Annotated in this window: 15 protein-coding genes; 9 read left to right on the top strand and 6 right to left on the bottom strand. The window is 67.4% G+C overall.

Annotated features, from left to right (window positions below; all coding sequences use genetic code 11):
- The first annotated feature begins 5 nt into the window (after positions 1-5).
- A complete protein-coding gene (gene otnC / locus JQ639_RS21445; RefSeq protein ID WP_211968282.1) occupies positions 6-644 on the top strand; it encodes a 3-oxo-tetronate 4-phosphate decarboxylase in 639 nt (212 codons plus the stop codon).
- A 23-nt stretch (positions 645-667) separates the two neighbouring features.
- Here the strand turns inward: otnC and JQ639_RS21440 are convergent, their stop codons facing one another.
- A complete protein-coding gene (locus tag JQ639_RS21440; RefSeq protein WP_211968281.1) occupies positions 668-946 on the bottom strand; it encodes a hypothetical protein in 279 nt (92 codons plus the stop codon).
- 224 nt (positions 947-1,170) lie between these two features.
- On the bottom strand, positions 1,171-1,710 hold the full coding sequence (locus JQ639_RS21435; protein ID WP_211968280.1) for a hypothetical protein: 540 nt from the start codon (positions 1,708-1,710) through the stop codon (positions 1,171-1,173).
- Positions 1,711-1,936: 226 nt separating this feature from the next.
- Here JQ639_RS21435 and JQ639_RS21430 point away from each other — a divergent pair, with 226 nt between their 5' ends.
- Positions 1,937-2,137 carry a hypothetical protein gene (locus tag JQ639_RS21430; protein WP_211968279.1) on the top strand — a complete coding sequence of 67 codons (201 nt, stop codon included), beginning with the start codon at positions 1,937-1,939 and terminating at the stop codon, positions 2,135-2,137.
- Between the two features lie 13 nt (positions 2,138-2,150).
- On the opposite strand, the gene JQ639_RS21425 is transcribed toward JQ639_RS21430, so the two are convergent.
- On the bottom strand, positions 2,151-3,857 hold the full coding sequence (locus tag JQ639_RS21425; protein WP_211968278.1) for a cisplatin damage response ATP-dependent DNA ligase: 1,707 nt from the start codon (positions 3,855-3,857) through the stop codon (positions 2,151-2,153).
- Entirely contained in the window at positions 3,854-4,900 is a 1,047-nt protein-coding gene (locus JQ639_RS21420) for a ligase-associated DNA damage response exonuclease (RefSeq protein ID WP_211968277.1), read from the bottom strand. Before JQ639_RS21420 ends, JQ639_RS21425 begins: the two co-directional genes overlap by 4 nt.
- 55 nt (positions 4,901-4,955) lie before the next feature.
- Here JQ639_RS21420 and JQ639_RS21415 point away from each other — a divergent pair, with 55 nt between their 5' ends.
- A complete protein-coding gene (locus tag JQ639_RS21415) occupies positions 4,956-5,882 on the top strand; it encodes a class I SAM-dependent DNA methyltransferase (RefSeq protein WP_211968276.1) in 927 nt (308 codons plus the stop codon).
- Between the two features lie 309 nt (positions 5,883-6,191).
- Here the strand turns inward: JQ639_RS21415 and JQ639_RS21410 are convergent, their stop codons facing one another.
- Positions 6,192-7,694, bottom strand: a complete 1,503-nt coding sequence (locus JQ639_RS21410) for an outer membrane protein (protein ID WP_349644590.1) — start codon at positions 7,692-7,694, stop codon at positions 6,192-6,194.
- 122 nt (positions 7,695-7,816) lie between these two features.
- On the opposite strand from JQ639_RS21410, the gene JQ639_RS21405 reads away from it, so the two are divergent.
- Positions 7,817-10,348, top strand: coding sequence for a ligase-associated DNA damage response DEXH box helicase (locus JQ639_RS21405; RefSeq protein ID WP_249123369.1), 2,532 nt, complete (start codon positions 7,817-7,819; stop codon positions 10,346-10,348).
- Between the two features lie 94 nt (positions 10,349-10,442).
- On the top strand, positions 10,443-11,141 hold the full coding sequence (gene pdeM, locus JQ639_RS21400) for a ligase-associated DNA damage response endonuclease PdeM (protein WP_211968274.1): 699 nt from the start codon (positions 10,443-10,445) through the stop codon (positions 11,139-11,141).
- Positions 11,142-11,238: 97 nt separating this feature from the next.
- Here pdeM and JQ639_RS21395 read toward each other — a convergent pair whose 3' ends face one another.
- Positions 11,239-12,102 (bottom strand): LysR family transcriptional regulator, encoded by an 864-nt coding sequence (locus JQ639_RS21395; RefSeq protein ID WP_211968534.1) that lies wholly within the window; start codon positions 12,100-12,102, stop codon positions 11,239-11,241.
- Between the two features lie 97 nt (positions 12,103-12,199).
- On the opposite strand from JQ639_RS21395, the gene JQ639_RS21390 reads away from it, so the two are divergent.
- The 4 genes from JQ639_RS21390 (at position 12,200) to JQ639_RS21375 (ending at position 15,487) form a co-directional block, all read left to right on the top strand.
- Complete coding sequence (locus JQ639_RS21390) at positions 12,200-13,156, top strand: DMT family transporter (protein WP_211968273.1); 957 nt, start codon at positions 12,200-12,202, stop codon at positions 13,154-13,156.
- The gene (locus JQ639_RS21385) at positions 13,153-13,938 is read left to right on the top strand and encodes an MBL fold metallo-hydrolase (protein ID WP_211968272.1); all 786 of its coding nucleotides are present in this window, start codon (positions 13,153-13,155) and stop codon (positions 13,936-13,938) included. Before JQ639_RS21390 ends, JQ639_RS21385 begins: the two co-directional genes overlap by 4 nt.
- Before the next feature lie 93 nt (positions 13,939-14,031).
- Complete coding sequence (locus JQ639_RS21380; protein ID WP_349644591.1) at positions 14,032-14,817, top strand: IclR family transcriptional regulator; 786 nt, start codon at positions 14,032-14,034, stop codon at positions 14,815-14,817.
- Between the two features lie 43 nt (positions 14,818-14,860).
- Positions 14,861-15,487, top strand: a complete 627-nt coding sequence (locus JQ639_RS21375; RefSeq protein WP_211968271.1) for a 2-dehydro-3-deoxy-6-phosphogalactonate aldolase — start codon at positions 14,861-14,863, stop codon at positions 15,485-15,487.
- Positions 15,488-15,555: the final 68 nt, after the last annotated feature.

Raw genomic sequence — 15,555 nt, 5'->3', positions numbered from 1 at the left:
CATCGATGAGCGAGAGCGCGCTGCGCGACAAGATCTGCCGGGTGGGCGAATCGCTGTTCCGGCGTGGCCTCACCTTCGGCTCCACCGGCAACATCTCGGTGCGGTTGCCGGATGGCGGCTTCCTGATGACGCCGACCAATGCCTCGCTCGGCGAGCTTGATCCCGCCCGACTGTCGCGGCTCGATGCCAACGGCCATCTCCTCGGTGGCGACAAGCCGACCAAGGAAGCGTTCCTGCATCGCGCGATGTATGGCCAGCGGGCCGGCGATCATGCGGTGGTGCACCTGCATTCCACTCATTCGGTCGCGGTGTCGTGCATCCACGGCATCGACCATCACGACTGCCTGCCGCCGCTCACGGCCTACTACGTGATGCGGGTCGGCCGCCTGCCGCTGGTGCCGTACTATCCGCCGGGCGACGAGAGCCTTGCGCTGGCGGTCGAACAGCTGGCCGGCGACCATCATGCGGTGCTGCTGTCGAACCATGGCCCGGTGGTGTCCGGTACCAGCCTCGACAACGCGACCTATGCCACCGAGGAACTGGAGGAGACGGCGAAGCTGTTCCTGTTGCTGCGTGGCGAGACAACACGTCCGCTGACGCCAGAGCAGGTCGACGACCTGCGGCGGCGACTTCAGCTGCGGTGAGCCGCGGCGCGCTATAGGTCCGGTCAGTTGCAGGGGTGGGGACGGCCATCCTGGCCGCGATAGGCCGAAGCGCTCTGCTTGCACCACGCATTGAGCGGCCCATCATAGGTGGCGGCAGTACCGGGTTCGGGTCCTCGCCCATAGTTGTGGAGGTAATTCATCCCGATCCGGTCGTAGGCATGGCGGACATGCGCATGATGACCGTGATGGTGGTGATGGTGCATGGGATGCGTCCGGTGGCGCGCCAGCGCCGGCGCGGACAGCATGGTCAGAATCGCAATCGCTCCGATGAGACGTTTCATTCCTGGGCTCCGTCGCTCCCCAATCAACCAGCGCCGCGCCATTCGGGTTCCAGTCTGCCTGGAAAATCGCGTTTTGTCGTACGGACGCGAGACTTTGTCTCGCCACGGGCCACAAGGTTCGATAGCGCACGAAGGACGAGGCCCGCGTCGCTTGAAGCCACTCTAGCATTTTGTTTTGACGCGCTTTCTTCAGCGAACCGGTGGCCACTTCGCTCCAAAACGCTCTAGGAGCCGCAATGCGGCGACAGGTTGAGCGCCCGCATCAGGCCGCTCATGGCGTCCTGGCGGCAGGGCAGGGCGTTGACCGTGGCCTTGGACGGATCGTTCGCTGCCTCGGTGCGGGGGTGCGCGTGCCTTGCGTGCCGGCGGGGCGGCGGCGTCTCGGCCAGCCTGGCGTTGGCGTCCTGCCAGCGCTGGTGGTGGCGTGTACGCGAGGCCGTTGTGCGGCGAGGCGTCTCGTCGCCATTCGCGGTGGTGGCTGCCGGCATCGCCGGAGTGCTCTCGGCCTTGTCGAGCAGGTCCGGTGCGACGATTGGCGGGTCGGCGGCGGGCTGGGCCGCGACCTGGGCTGTGGCAGGATCCTGCGCCTTCACGAGGGGAAGTCGGTCCGTCTTGGCCGAGCGGTCGAGGACGAACCCGTCGCCGGCCTCGGCGTGCTGTTCGGCGGGCGCCGGCACCGGCACCGGTGTCATGGTTGCCGCGATGGCGACGACGGCGCCGAGGCCAGAAAGGCCGATCAGGGCGAACCACACGGTTCTGGTCATGGAGAGGTCCCAACGTTCTGGTGGGCGCGCGATGCGCCCATCGTCGCGCCCGGGGGCAAGGGAGCCCAGTTTCAAGACCGAAATCAGGCCCTGCGCGGGCAGGGGGCGGCGGGTTTGCGGCGGCGGGAGGGCCGTGGATGGCGTCTTCCGGGCGGCCGGATTCGGAGCGGCAAGGAGCGCGGGAATCGGCGATAATCGCCGCCGAGGGACAGGGAGCAATGACGTCATGAGGGTCTGGGTCGTCACCAGGGCGCCGGCCGAGCGGTTGTGGGCCTATGAATTCGTCGGTGTCTTCCGGTCCCTGCCGGAGGCCGAGGCATCGGTTCATTTCAGCGCCGGCACCTATACGATCGCCGAGATGGAGGTCGGGCAGCGTTATTCGGGAGGCGTGCGCAATACCGTCGTCATCGAGAAGGTGCTGAAGTAGCCGAAGCTGTCGGTCAGTCTTTCGCGGACATCCCGATGGAGACGAGGGCGTTGTCGCTGTCAGTCCCGTCGGTGCTGTCGCTCCCCGTCTTCAGCATCCGCTCCAGCGTTTCCAGCCGGTCGGCCTCGCGCGGCGGCTTGTCCCAGCGCAGGCGGCTGATGCGGGGGAAGCGCATGGCGATGCCCGACTTGTGGCGCGTCGAGCGCTGCAGGCCTTCGAACGCGACTTCGAAGACCAGCCCCTCGTCGCCCTTGTGCACGACCTCGCGCACCGGGCCGAAACGGTCGGTGGTGTTGCGGCGGACATAGCGGTCGATCTGGATCAGCTCCTCGTCGGTAAACCCGAAATAGGCCTTGCCGACCGGCACCAGTTCGTCGCCGCCATCACCGGCGGTCCACACCCCGAAGGTGTAGTCGGAATAGTACGACGAGCGCTTGCCATGGCCGCGCTGTGCATACATCAGCACCGCATCGATGATGTGCGGATCGCGCTTCCACTTCCACCACGGGCCCTTGGGCCGTCCCGGCAGATAGGGTGCGTCGCGCCGCTTGAGCATCACGCCCTCGACGGCGTCCGCATCGTCGCCGGCGCCGGCCGCGGCCGGATCGGCGCGGGCGGCCGCGAGTTCATCCCACGTCCGGAATGGCACCTGCGGCGACAGGTCGACGCGCGGCGTGTTGAGGCGGGCGACGAAATCGACGAGCCGCGTGCGCCTGTCGTCGAACGGCAGCTCGCGCAGGTCGTCGTCGCCATCGCCGAGCAAGTCGTAGACGCGAAGGTGGATCGGAAACTCGCGCATCAGCTTCGGTGTCACCGTCTTGCGGTTGAGCCGCTGCTGCAGCACGTTGAAGCTCTGCACCCGTCCCTCGCGCACCACCAGCAGTTCGCCGTCGAGCGCGCCGGGGCGATGCAGCGCTGGCAGCAAGTCGGGGAAGGCGGGCGTGATGTCCTCGCCGGTGCGGGAGTAGAGCCGCGTCAGCGGCGCGCCATCCTCCGTGCGGCCGGTCACCGCCTGCACGCGGATGCCGTCCCATTTCCACTCGGCGGTGAAGTCGGCTGCGTCGAGCTTGTCGAAATCCGCATCCTCGATGGCGTGCGCCAGCATCACCGGGCGGAACGGCGCGGGATCGCGGCTCACCGGCTTGTCGCCATGGCCGTCGAGCCAGGCGAACAGGTCGAGGTAGGGTGGTGCGAGGCCCGGCCAGATCAGCTCGATCTCGTGCGGATCCTTGTCGCCGAGGGCGGCGGCGGCGGTCTTGGCGAGGCGTGCCGAGATGCCGATGCGCATCGCGCCGGTGAGGAGCTTGAGGAGCGCCCAGCGGCCAGTCTCGTCGAGGTTGTCGAGCCAGCGCGCGAGCTGCGCCGGCAGCTCCTTCTTCGGCAGCGTGTCGAGGGTGGTGACGACTTCCGACAGGCTCGGCGGCGGCGGCATGTTAGTGGCGCGCGCGTCGACCGGCCACATCAGCGCGACAGTCTCCGAAAGATCGCCGACATAGTCGTAGGACAGCGCGAACAGCACGGGATCGACGCGAGCGGCGATCAGCTCCCGGATCATCGCCGGCTTGGCATGCTTGAACGACAGCGCGCCGGTCAGCGCCGCCAGCGCATAGCCGCGATCGGGATCGGGCACCTCGCGAAAATAGCCGGTGATCAGCCGCAGCTTGTTGTTGCGGCCGGGCTCGTAGGCGAGGCGGTCGAGCAGGTGGGCGAAGCGGTTCATGCGTCGGCCTCGCCGGCCGCGGTCTCAGGCGTGGCATTCTCCGCATCCTCGTCGCCATAGCCGACCAGCGCCAGCGGCCGGGCGACAAGGCCCTTCGTCGTGCACCAGTGCACCAGCGCATCTTCCTGGCCGTGGGTGACCCAGATCTCGCCGGCACCGGTCGCGCCGATGGTCGCGCACAGGCCGTTCCAGTCGGCATGGTCCGAGATCACCAGCGGCAGCTCGACGCCGTTCTGCCGGCCGCGCGCCCGCACCCGCATCCAGCCGGAGGCGAACGCGGTCACCGGATCGGGAAAGCGGCGTGTCCATACGTCGGTGGTGGCCGAGGGCGGCGCCAGTGTGATCGTGCCGGCGAGATCGGCTTTCGCGACGCCCTTGGCCAGGCGCACGTCGCCGAGATCGATCCCGCGGCTCTGGTAGTAGCGGGTGATGGCCTCCATGGCGCCGTGCATGTAGATCGGCGCGTCGTAGCCGGCCTGCCGCAACAGCGCGATCACACGCTGCGCTTTTCCGAGCGAGTACGCTCCGACGAGATGGGCGCGTTCCGGAAACAGTGCGACCGATGCCAGCAGCCTGGCGATCTCGGCATGGGCCGCGCCGTGGCGGAACACCGGCAGGCCGAATGTCGCCTCGGTGATGAAGACATCGCACGGCACGACCTCGAAGGTCGCGCAGGTGGGGTCGGGCACCTCCTTGTAGTCGCCGGAGGCGACGATGCGCGTGCCGCCATGGGTCACCGCGATCTGCGCCGATCCCAGCACATGCCCGGCGGGGTGAAACGTCACCGTGACGTCGCCAAGCGCGATCTCCTCGCCATAGCCGATCGCCTGCGTTGTCCGTGCGAACCCCTCGCCATAGCGCAGGCGCATCATGTCGAGGGTTTCCCGCGTCGCCAGAACGGCGCCATGGCCGGGGCGGGCATGGTCGGAATGGCCGTGGGTGATCAGCGCCCGCTCAACAGGACGCACCGGGTCGATGTGAAAGCCGCCGGGCTTGCAGAACAGGCCGGCGGGCTGCGGCGTCAGGATATCTTGCGGGCGCATTTTCGTTATATAGAAACGCTCTAGCCCCGTTCGAGCCCTTGCAGCGTCCAGTTCGATGTCCGCCCGCCTGTTCCTGTCGTCCGGCGACCTGATCGCCGACCGCCGTTTCGATTTCGCCCGCGACCTGCAGCTGCGCGGCGATCTGGTCGCTGCCGCCGACCTGATGGAGCAGGCTGTGGAGCTGGCGCCGAATTTCGCCTCGGCGTGGTTCGCCCTCGGCGAGCTGCGCCAGGAACTCAATCTGCACGATGCGGCGATCGCGGCCTACCGCCGCGCCTGCGCCGCCGATCCGGACGATCGTCACGGTGCGCGGCTGCGGCTGATCCGGCTCGGCGCCGAGCCCTTGGCAGAGATGTCACCGGAGTACGTGCGAGCGCTGTTCGACCAGTACGCGCCGAAGTTCGATACGGCATTGCGCGGCGATCTGAACTATCGCGGACCGGAAATCCTGCAGCGCGCGGTGCTTGCGGCGCGCCATGCGGCGGGCAAGCCGGCCTCGTTCCGTCATGCGCTGGATCTCGGTTGCGGCACGGGTCTGGCGGGCCGGATCTTCGCCGGAACGGTCGAGACGATCGATGGCTTCGACCTGTCACCGGGCATGCTGGCGCAGGCGCGCGCCACGGGAATCTACACCCGGCTTGGCGAGGCCGACATGGTTGCGGCGCTGCGTGATGAACCGGTCGCGAGCGCGGACCTCGTGCTCGCTGCGGATGCCATGGTCTATCTCGGCGATCTCGCGCCGCTGTGCGGTGAGGTCGCCCGTGTGCTGACGCCTGGCGGGGTGTTCGCATTCACGGTGGAAGCCCACGCAGGCGATGGATTCAGCCTTGGCGCAGGTCTGCGCTACACCCATAGCGAGCCGTATCTGCGCGACGTGGTCCGCGCTGCCGGCCTTGTCCTGAGCGAGCTGTCGGAGGTGTCGACACGTACTGACGGTGGTGTTCCGGTGCCGGGGTACGTCGCGGTTGCGGACAAGCCGTGACAGGTCGGGTTCCACGGTGGCTGCGGCAATTGGCATTTTGCCGAAACGGCCTATAGTGGTGTTTCCGTCAACAACCGAAAGGAGGTGATCCAGTGTCTCATTCGAAACGCTGTCACCTCGCTGGGGACGCCCGCTAAGCTCCTTTGAGAGCAGCCGGTGGGCGCCCTCGGCGCCTGGACCAGCGAGATAGAAGGGAAGGGCGCGTCGCGGCCATCGCGGCGCGCCCTTTTCCGTTGGGCGCAGCTCTATCGGATGCATCGGACAAAACCCCGGCATGAGGCCGGGGACGCTGCTGCCGTTCTGCGGCGATCAGTACTTTGCGATCACCGGCGTGTTGAAATGATAGTTCAGGCCGGTGCGGAAGATGTGTTCCCGCGTCGCATTCGCATAGGTGTGGCCGATGGGCGCATTCGGAAAACCGGTGCGCGTGGTGTTGTAACTGTCGGAGTTCGATCCGAGATCGACATAGAGATACTCGGTCTTGGCAGTCCAGTTCCTGCCGAACCAGCCGAGGAACTCGAGCGGCGATTCGATGCCGCCGCCCGCCGTCCAGCCGGTCCTGGTGTGGCTCAGCGACGTCACGTTGGTCGTGCCGACGAAGGTTTCGGTAATGGTCGTTTTCGTCTGGCCGTAAGCAAGGCCGCCCGTCACGTAAAACAACGTCTGACCGATGTCGTAGCCAATCCGGCCGCGGACGGTGCCGAACCATGGCAGCTTTTCAGTGTCCTGCAGCGTGAACGGTTGGAGACAATTGACGAGGCAGATCCGGTCATCCTTCTGCGTCGATCCCTGGAAGTCGGCTTCGAGGCCGAACACCCAGCTCGTGGCTTGCCAGTTGTAACCGGCCTGCACGCCGCCGAGGAAGCCACGCGCCTGTGTGGTGAAGCTTTCATTGATTCCTCCGGCAGGAATCGTCTGCGTGAAGCGATCGCGGGAGATGCCGGAGCCGGCATTGGCACCGAGATAGAAGCCGCGCCAGTCGGCGGGAGCCGACGCGAAGACTGTCGTGGCGTTGCCGCCGAAGCGATAGTTCAGACCGGCGCGGAAGACGTGTTCACGGATGTCCGAACTGAGTACCCGGGTGGCGCCGCCGAGCACGAAGGTGTCGGACGTGCGGCCGAGGTCGACATAGAGATATTCGATCTTGCCGGTCCAGTTGCCGCCGAGCGCGGCCTCGACGCCGCTGCCCAGCGTCCAGCCGGTTCGGGTCTGCTCATTCTGGAATGTGCCGGGAACGCCGCCGATGACCAGCAGCTCACTGGTCTTGACATCACCATAGGCGAAGCCGCCGGTGACGTAGCTCAGCACCGGGCCCGTCGCATACCCCACACGTCCGCGGACCGTGCCGAACCACGACAGCAATTGTCCATTCCCACGGCAGTTGGTCGCGCAAATCGCCGGAGTGCTCGATTGTTCGACGGTGATGCCCTGGATATCCGCTTCGGCGCCGACGACCCAATGTCCGAACTGATAGTTGTAGCCGAGCTGGCCGCCGCCGGCGGCGCCCATCGGCGAGAGATTGAAAAACGAAGCGTTGTTCGTGGCGGGCGTGGCGTTCGTCGCCTTGTTCTGGCCAACGCCGACGCCGACGTTCACGCCAGCATAAAAGCCCGTCCAGTCGTAGACCTGTGCGAGTGGCGCTTTGTAATAGGGGGCCCTGGTGGAAAGGTCGGCTGCATGGGTTGCGGTTGCACTGACGGCCAGCATGGCCATCGTCAAATACGGTTTCATGAAAGAATTCCCATTTCCAAATATGTTGGAACCGTAATCAGTGCGGCTGATTGTGTCTGTTGTATCTGGGCCACAATGCAACCTTTTGTTGTTTCTGTATATTTCAACAGCTGCTGCGCGTAGGCGGGGGTGCGGCAGGAAATCGCTCGACCCTGGCTCGGTCAGCGCCTACCTGTCATCATGTGAGCCTCGCCGCCAATTCATTGATCGATCTTTCCACACTGCCCGATGCGTTCGCGCGCTGGTTCGCCGGGCGCGGCTGGACGCCGCGGGCGCATCAGCTCGCGCTGCTGCGCAAGGCGCATGAAGGCCGCTCGTCGCTGCTGATCGCGCCGACGGGGGCCGGCAAGACGCTCGCCGGCTTTCTGCCGACCCTGGTCGATCTCGTCGGCGACGGGCAGACCCGCGGGCGCGTCGTATCGACCGGGCGGGGCATCACCCGCAGCGACGGGCTGCACACCCTCTACATCTCGCCGCTCAAGGCGCTCGCCGTCGACATCGCGCGCAACCTCGAGGCGCCGATCGCCGAGATGGCGCTGCCGGTGCGTGTCGAGACCCGCACCGGTGACACGCCGGTGTCGCGTCGCCAGCGCCAGCGCAAGTATCCGCCGGATATTTTGCTCACGACCCCCGAGCAGCTCGCGCTGCTGCTGGCCTCGGACGATGCACCCTACCTGTTCTCGTCGCTGCGCCGGGTGGTGCTCGACGAGCTGCATGCACTGGTGACGTCGAAGCGCGGCGACCTGTTGTCGCTCGGCCTCGCGCGGCTGTTCCGCCTCGCGCCGCAGCTTGCCACCACCGGCCTGTCGGCCACCGTGGCGGACCCGGATTCGCTGCGCCGCTATCTCGTGCCGCAGGTCGCTGGCGAGACGCGGATGGCCGATCTCGTGATCGCCGACGGCGGCGCCGCTCCGGTGGTGGAGATGCTCGACACCCGCGAGCGGCTGCCATGGGCCGGGCATTCGGCGCGTCATGCGCTCGCCGAGATCTACGATCTCGTCAAGCGCAACAAGACCTCGCTGATGTTCGTCAACACGCGCAGCCAGGCGGAGATGCTGTTCCAGGAGCTGTGGCGTATCAACGACGACGCGCTTCCGATTGCGCTGCATCACGGCTCGCTCGACGTCGCCCAGCGCCGCAAGGTCGAGGACGCCATGGCCGCGGGGCGGCTGCGCGGCGTGGTCTGCACCTCCTCGCTCGACCTCGGCATCGACTGGGGCGACATCGATCTTGTGATCAATGTCGGGGCGCCGAAGGGCGCGTCGCGGCTGATCCAGCGCATCGGCCGTGCCAATCACCGCCTCGACGAACCGTCGCGCGCGGTACTGGTGCCGGCCAATCGTTTCGAGGTGCTGGAATGCCGCGTCGCCATCGACGCCATCGCCGAGAATGCGCAGGATACGCCGCCGTCGCGCACCGGTGGGCTCGACGTGCTGGCGCAGCATGTCCTCGGCTGCGCCTGCGCGGCGCCGTTCCTCGCCGACGAGCTGTACGACGAGGTGCGCGCGGCGGCGCCCTATGCGGAGCTGTCGCGGCGTGATTTCGACGATGTCGTCGAATTCGTCGCCACCGGCGGCTATGCGCTGAAGACCTATGAGCGCTTCGCCCGCATCAAGCTCGACAAGGAGGGCCGCTGGCGTGTCGCCAATCCGGCGGTGCGGCAGAGCTACCGCCTGAATGTCGGCACCATCGTCGAAGAGCAGATGCTGAAAGTCCGGCTGGTGCGTTCGCGCCATCGCGGCAGCGGCGCCACCGGTGCCATCGCCCGCGGCGGCCGGCTGCTCGGCGAGATCGAGGAGTATTTCATCGAGGGGCTCGTGCCCGGCGATACCTTCGTGTTCGGCGGCGAGATCGTCCGCTACGAGGCGATGATGGAGGACGAAGTCTACGTCTCCCGCGCCAACGATGCCGACGCCAAGGTGCCATCCTATGCGGGCGGCAAGTTTCCGCTGTCGACCTACCTCGCGGAACGGGTGCGGCTGCTGCTCGCCGATCAGCGCGCGTGGCGCGGCCTGCCGGATCAGGTGCGCGAATGGCTGCAGCTGCAGCTCAAGCTGTCGCGCGTGCCCGGGCCGCGCGAACTGGTGGTCGAGACGTTCCCGCGCGGCCGGCACTACTTCGTGTGCTATCCGTTCGAGGGCCGCCTTGCGCACCAGACACTCGGCATGCTGCTGACGCGGCGGATGGAGCGCGCGCGCATTCATCCGCTCGGCTTCGTCGCCAACGAATACGCGCTGGCGATCTGGGCGGTCGGCGACATGTCAGCGGCAATCGCGCGTGGCCAGCTCGATCTCAACGCACTGTTCGATCCGGACATGCTCGGTGACGATCTCGAGGCCTGGCTCGCCGAGTCGGCGTTGATGAAGCGCACCTTCCGCAGCTGCGCCGTCATCTCGGGGCTGATCCCGCGCCGTTTCACCGGCGAGGACAAGAGCCGTCGCCAGGTGCTGTTTTCGACCGATCTCGTCTACGATGTGCTGCGCAAGCACCAGGCCGATCATGTGCTGCTGCGCGCGGCGCGGGCGGACGCCGCCACGGGGCTTCTCGATCTGCGCCGACTCAGTGATATGCTGTTGCGGATCCAGCGCCATATCACCCATCGCGCCCTCGACAAGGTGTCGCCGCTCGCGGTTCCGGTGATGCTGGAAATCGGCCGCGAGGCCGTCTATGGCGAAGCCTCGGACGAGCTTCTGGCGGAAGCGGCCGAGGACCTGGTCAAGGAAGCGATGTCGTGAGGCCCAGGCGGCGAACGGAGTGCGATCGGGCGAGGGGAATGGTGGCGGCGTTCGGCCGTGCGCCGGCGCGTGCCTGCGCCGCGAGACGGCAGCCATGAGCGCAGGAACAGCGCTCGCCCATCGCCCGCCGGCATCGATCCGGGTCGCCGGCATCGATCTCGTCGCCGACGTTTCCGGCGTGTTCGTCTGGGAGGCGGAGCGGCTGCTGGTCGTGTCCGACATGCATCTGGAGAAGGGCTCGAGCTTCGCCGCGCGCGGCGTGCTGCTGCCGCCCTACGATACCCCCGCGACCCTGGCGCGCCTCGCCGCCGCGGTGGCGCGTTACAATCCGAAGACGGTGATCGCGCTGGGCGACAGCTTTCATGATCGCGATGCACATGAGCGTCTCGCCGCGCCGGACCGTGCCGTGGTCGACGCGCTGCAGGTTGGCCGCGACTGGATCTGGATCGCCGGCAATCACGATCCGGCGCTGCCGCCGGACATCGGCGGCACGGTGGCCCATGAGGTTTCCATCGGGCCGCTGGTGTTCCGGCACGAGCCGACCGGCGCGGTCGGGGAGATCGCCGGCCATCTGCATCCCAAGGCGCGGGTACCGACACGCGGCCGCGCCATCGACCGGCGCTGTTTTGCCTGCGACGGCGAACGCGCGGTCATGCCGGCGTTCGGCGCCTATGCCGGCGGCCTCAGCATCCGCGACCGCGCCTTCGCGGCGATCTTCCGCTCGCTCGCTTTCACCGCCCATGTGCTGGGCGACACCAAGCTGCACGCGATCGCGGCGTCGCGGTGTTATTGAGCTTCCACTGTCGGCGCTGAGCCGCCCCGTAATAACGCGGAGAGGCGCGTTGCGCCGCTTCCGTACAGATTCTCGCCGACGTCGGACATTTTGAACGTCACGCCGCCTCCCGCTGCACCTCATCGCAATATTCAGCGAGCCGTTCCGCGAGCCGCAGCGTCGCCGGGCTGGCGTTGGGGGCGGCGACCAGCGCGACTTCGGTCTTGTCGATCGGAGCGAAGCCGTCCCTGGTGGTCAGCACGCGGTGTTCCGGCTGGATTGCGATGGCGGGCAGGATGCTGAGACCGAGGCCAGCGGCGACCGCAGCCTGGATGCCGGCCAGCGACGAACTGGTGTACGCCATATGCCAGCCGCGGCCGGCGCTCTCGATCGCGTGGATGGCGCGGGTGCGATAGAGGCATCCGGACGGGAAGAAGATCAGCGGCACGGACTTCGCCTGGGGATCAACCGGGCTCGCCTTGCTGGTCACCCAGTGCACCCGTTCCGGCCACACCGCGATGCCGCCCTTGTCGCCGGCGTCGCGCTTGAGCAGCGCAAGGTCGATCTCGCCGCGTTCGAGGTCGCGGCGCAGGAACGTGCTCTGGTCGGCGCGGACATCAAGCCGCAGACCGGGCCGCGAACGTGCAAAGCCGGCGAGCAACTGTGTCAGGCGGTAGGCCGCGAAATCCTCGGGAATGCCGAGCCGCACCGCGCCCTCGGTCTCCGGGCGGCTCAGCACGTCGCGCGCTTCCTCGGCGAGGGCGAGGAGGCGCCGGGCATAGGACAGCAGCCGCTCGCCATCCTCGGTCGGCGTCACGCGCTTGCCGACGCGGTTGAGAAGGATGCAGCCGAGTTCATCCTCCAGCCGCTTGATGTGCTGGCTGACGGTCGACTGGGTGCGATGAACCCGCTCGCCCGCGCGGGTGAAGCCGCCGGCGTCGATCACCGAGACAAAGCTGCGCAGCAGGTCGAGATCGAGCATGGACCGATCCATTCATTTTTCCACTGATCAATATTTTATCATTTAATTTCCAAATAGAAAGGGGCGCCTCTAGATCTGACGGCGAAGGAGAATCGCCATGTCTGCCGCCGCTTCGCTTGCCGCCTCCGCTCCCCGCCCGCGGGACAACCTGCTGCCGCTCTCCATCACGGTGTTCTGCCTGCTGTGGAGCGGCGCCTTCGTCGCCGGCAAGATCGGGGTGACCGACTGCCCGCCGCTGATCTTCCTCACGGTCCGCTTTCTCGCCGCCGGCCTCATGGTATTCGCCATCGCCGCCCTGCGCGGCGAGACGTGGGACCTGTCGCGTCGCGACGTGTTCGCGTTTGCCGTGATCGGCATCGCCAACAACGCGCTTTATCTCGGGCTCGGCTACATCGGCCTGCGCACCATTTCCGCCGGGCTGAACGCGCTGATCGTCAGCGCCAATCCGGTGTTCGTCGCGGTGCTGGCCTCGCTCGTGCTCGGCGAGCGCATGACCTGGCGCAAGGCCATCGGCCTCGTGCTCGGCGTCGCGGGCGTCGCGGTGATCGTCGCCCACCGCATCTCCGTCGGCTCCGACAGTCCCGTCGGGATCGCCTTTTCGGTCGGAGCGCTCATCGCCATTGTCGCCGGCACCATGCTGTTCAAGCTGCTGGCGCCGAAGGGCAACCTGTGGCTCGGCAACGGCGTGCAGAATCTCGCCGGCGGTCTTGCGGTGCTGCCGTTCGCCGCGATGACGTCGAGCGTCAGCGATATCGTGCCGAGCGGCCGTCTGCTCGCCGCGTTCGCCTTTCTCGTGCTGCTGGTTTCGATCGTGGCATATATGCTCTGGTTTCACCTGCTCACGGTGTCCGGCGCCACCGCCGCCAGCGCCTACCACTTCGTGATGCCGCCACTCGGCATGCTGTTTGGCTGGATGATTCTCGGCGAGCATGTCGCGGCGCGCGACCTGCTGGGCATCGTGCCGGTGGCGCTCGGCATCTATCTCGTCACCCGTTCGGCCAGCCCGGCGCGTCCTATGTCGGCGACCACCTCACAAGAAGGCGTTTCCGCATGACCACGGTTCGCATCACGCTCATCGGCGGCCCGACCGCCGTCATCGAGGTCGGCGGCTTCCGCCTGCTGACCGACCCCACTTTCGATGCGCCCGGCGACTACGCCCTGCCGCATGTGACGCTGACCAAGACCGCAAGCCCCGCGCTCGGCGCCGACCAGGTCGGCGCGGTCGACGCGGTGCTGCTGAGCCACGACCAGCACAGCGACAATCTCGATCACGGCGGCCGCGCGTTCCTCGACACCGTCCAGGCCGCCGGCGGCCGGGTGCTGACGACGCTCGCCGGCGCCGCGCGTCTCGGCGGCCGCGTCGAGGGCTTCGCACCGTGGGGGAGTACCGAGCTGGTCGGATCCGACGGCCGCCGTCTGCGTGTCACCGCCGCGCCGGCGCGCCATGGCCCGGCCGGCATCGAGCCGCTGTCAGGCGACGTCATTGGCTTCGTGCTGTCGTTCGACGATGGCGCGAGCCGGCCGATCTACATCACCGGCGACACGGTCTGGTACGACGGCGTCGCCGAGGTCGCGCGGCGCTTGCCGGCCGGCATCGTGCTGCCATTCGCCGGCGCAGCACAAACCCGCGGCCCCTTCCATCTCACCATGGACACCAACGACGTCATCGAGACGGCGCGGGCCTTTCCCGACGCAGTGATCGTGCCGGTGCATCACGACGGTTGGGCCCATTTCCGCCAGAGCGGCGCGGATCTCATGGCCGCCTTCAAGGCCTTGGGGTCTGCCGACCGACTGCGGTTGCTCGGTCCGGGAGAGACCGTCGAGGTCGTTTCCTGAGACATAAACCCATATTCCGGGTCATGAGCTTATATATTGACTTGTGATCACAGCCTCATATCCTCCCTCAAAACCTGAGGGAGGAGCATCGACGTGACGACGGCAATCGAGAGTACGGCGGGGACGCAGACGCTGTTCCGGGGTCTCGCGGTGGTCGAAGCGGTGGCACGCGGCGTGCCCAACCTGCCGGCTTTGAGCCGCGCCCTGGGGCTCAGCCGCAGCACGACCCAGCGCCTGGCGGCGGCCCTTGTGAAGGCCGGTTACCTGCGCAGTGAGGACGACACCTACACTCTCGGTGCCAAGCTGATCGAACTCGGCTTCACCGCACGCGAGCAGGTGCCGCTCGCCAAGCTGGCGCGGCCTCACCTCGAGGCGCTGTCCGCCCGCACCCACGACACCGTGCATCTATGCGTGCCCGAGGGGGCCGAGGTGCTCTATCTCGACAAGATTGCCGGCCAGCGCGGTCTCGAGATGAGTTCGCGCATCGGCCATCGCATGCCGATGGCGCTGACCGGCGTCGGCAAGGCGCTGATGTTCGACATGACCGAGGCGCAGTGGGAAGCGCTGTACACCACTGGCCTCAGCCACACCGGCAGCCGTGGCACGCCGCGCCCGTGGGACGCCTATCGCTGCGATATGCAGAAATACGTTGCGCAGTCGGCGGCGCTCGACCTCGCCGAGAATGAACTCGGCATTCACTGCGTCGCCGCGCCGATCCGCGACGCCGGTCGCCATATCATCGCGGCGATCAGCGTCACTTCCGCCTCGCAATACATGCCGGAGGATCGCATGCTGGCGCTCGCGCCCGAGGTGATCGCGGTCGCGGAAGCGATTTCGGGTAGCCTCGGCTGGCGCAATGGCCCCTCGCGGCTGATCTGATGATCGGCCTCCCTGGCCCCATGCCGCGCGGCGAGGGCGTCGCATGATCTCGCTCGACGCCGCGCTCACACGCTTGCCTCTGGTTGCGATCCTGCGCGGCATCACGCCCGATGACGCGGTGGCGGTCGGCGAGGCGCTGGTGCGGGCCGGATTCACGCTGATCGAGGTGCCGCTCAATTCGCCGCAGCCCTGCGACAGTATTCGCCGTCTCGCGGCGGCGCTCGGCGGCCGCGCCGTGGTCGGTGCCGGAACCGTGCTGTCGTCACAGCAGGTCGTGGAGGTCGCCGAAGCCGGCGGCCGTCTCGTGGTGATGCCCCATGCCGACGTCGCCGTCATCAGCGCCGCGAAGGCCGCAGGGCTGTGGTGCGTGCCGGGCATCGCCACGCCGACCGAGGCGTTCGCTGCGCTCGCGGCCGGCGCCGATGCGCTCAAGCTTTTTCCCGCCGAGCTCCTGACGCCGCCGGTGCTGAAAGCTATGCGTGCGGTGCTGCCGCGCGAAACGCGTGTGCTGCCGGTCGGCGGTATCACGCCCGCGCGGATGACGGACTTCGTGGCCGCCGGCGCCACGGGTTTCGGTCTTGGCTCGGCCCTCTACATGCCAGGCATGGATGCCGCGGCGGTCGGCGACCGGGCGCGAGCCTTTGTCGAGGCCTGGCGCGCGCTCGGCTGAGGTAATGTTTGATAAGTTAGGCTGAGCTAATAGTCCGTCATCCTGAGGCGCGAGCCAACGGGTCCGCG

Source organism: Bradyrhizobium sp. U87765 SZCCT0048 (genome assembly GCF_018131225.1).
Classification (GTDB): domain Bacteria; phylum Pseudomonadota; class Alphaproteobacteria; order Rhizobiales; family Xanthobacteraceae; genus Bradyrhizobium_A.
Note: the sequence above shows the minus strand (reverse complement) of the source record. Positions and strands in the feature narration are given on the sequence as shown.

Coding starts and splice junctions, on each gene's coding strand:
- JQ639_RS21390 (WP_211968273.1), top strand. CDS start 12,200: ATGTCTGCCGCCGCTTCGCTTGCCGCCTCCGCTCCCCGCCCGCGGGAC.
- JQ639_RS21425 (WP_211968278.1), bottom strand. CDS start 3,857: ATGAACCGCTTCGCCCACCTGCTCGACCGCCTCGCCTACGAGCCCGGC.
- JQ639_RS21415 (WP_211968276.1), top strand. CDS start 4,956: ATGTCCGCCCGCCTGTTCCTGTCGTCCGGCGACCTGATCGCCGACCGC.
- JQ639_RS21420 (WP_211968277.1), bottom strand. CDS start 4,900: ATGCGCCCGCAAGATATCCTGACGCCGCAGCCCGCCGGCCTGTTCTGC.
- JQ639_RS21430 (WP_211968279.1), top strand. CDS start 1,937: ATGAGGGTCTGGGTCGTCACCAGGGCGCCGGCCGAGCGGTTGTGGGCC.
- JQ639_RS21395 (WP_211968534.1), bottom strand. CDS start 12,102: ATGCTCGATCTCGACCTGCTGCGCAGCTTTGTCTCGGTGATCGACGCC.
- JQ639_RS21440 (WP_211968281.1), bottom strand. CDS start 946: ATGAAACGTCTCATCGGAGCGATTGCGATTCTGACCATGCTGTCCGCG.
- JQ639_RS21375 (WP_211968271.1), top strand. CDS start 14,861: ATGATCTCGCTCGACGCCGCGCTCACACGCTTGCCTCTGGTTGCGATC.
- otnC (WP_211968282.1), top strand. CDS start 6: ATGAGCGAGAGCGCGCTGCGCGACAAGATCTGCCGGGTGGGCGAATCG.
- JQ639_RS21435 (WP_211968280.1), bottom strand. CDS start 1,710: ATGACCAGAACCGTGTGGTTCGCCCTGATCGGCCTTTCTGGCCTCGGC.
- pdeM (WP_211968274.1), top strand. CDS start 10,443: ATGAGCGCAGGAACAGCGCTCGCCCATCGCCCGCCGGCATCGATCCGG.
- JQ639_RS21385 (WP_211968272.1), top strand. CDS start 13,153: ATGACCACGGTTCGCATCACGCTCATCGGCGGCCCGACCGCCGTCATC.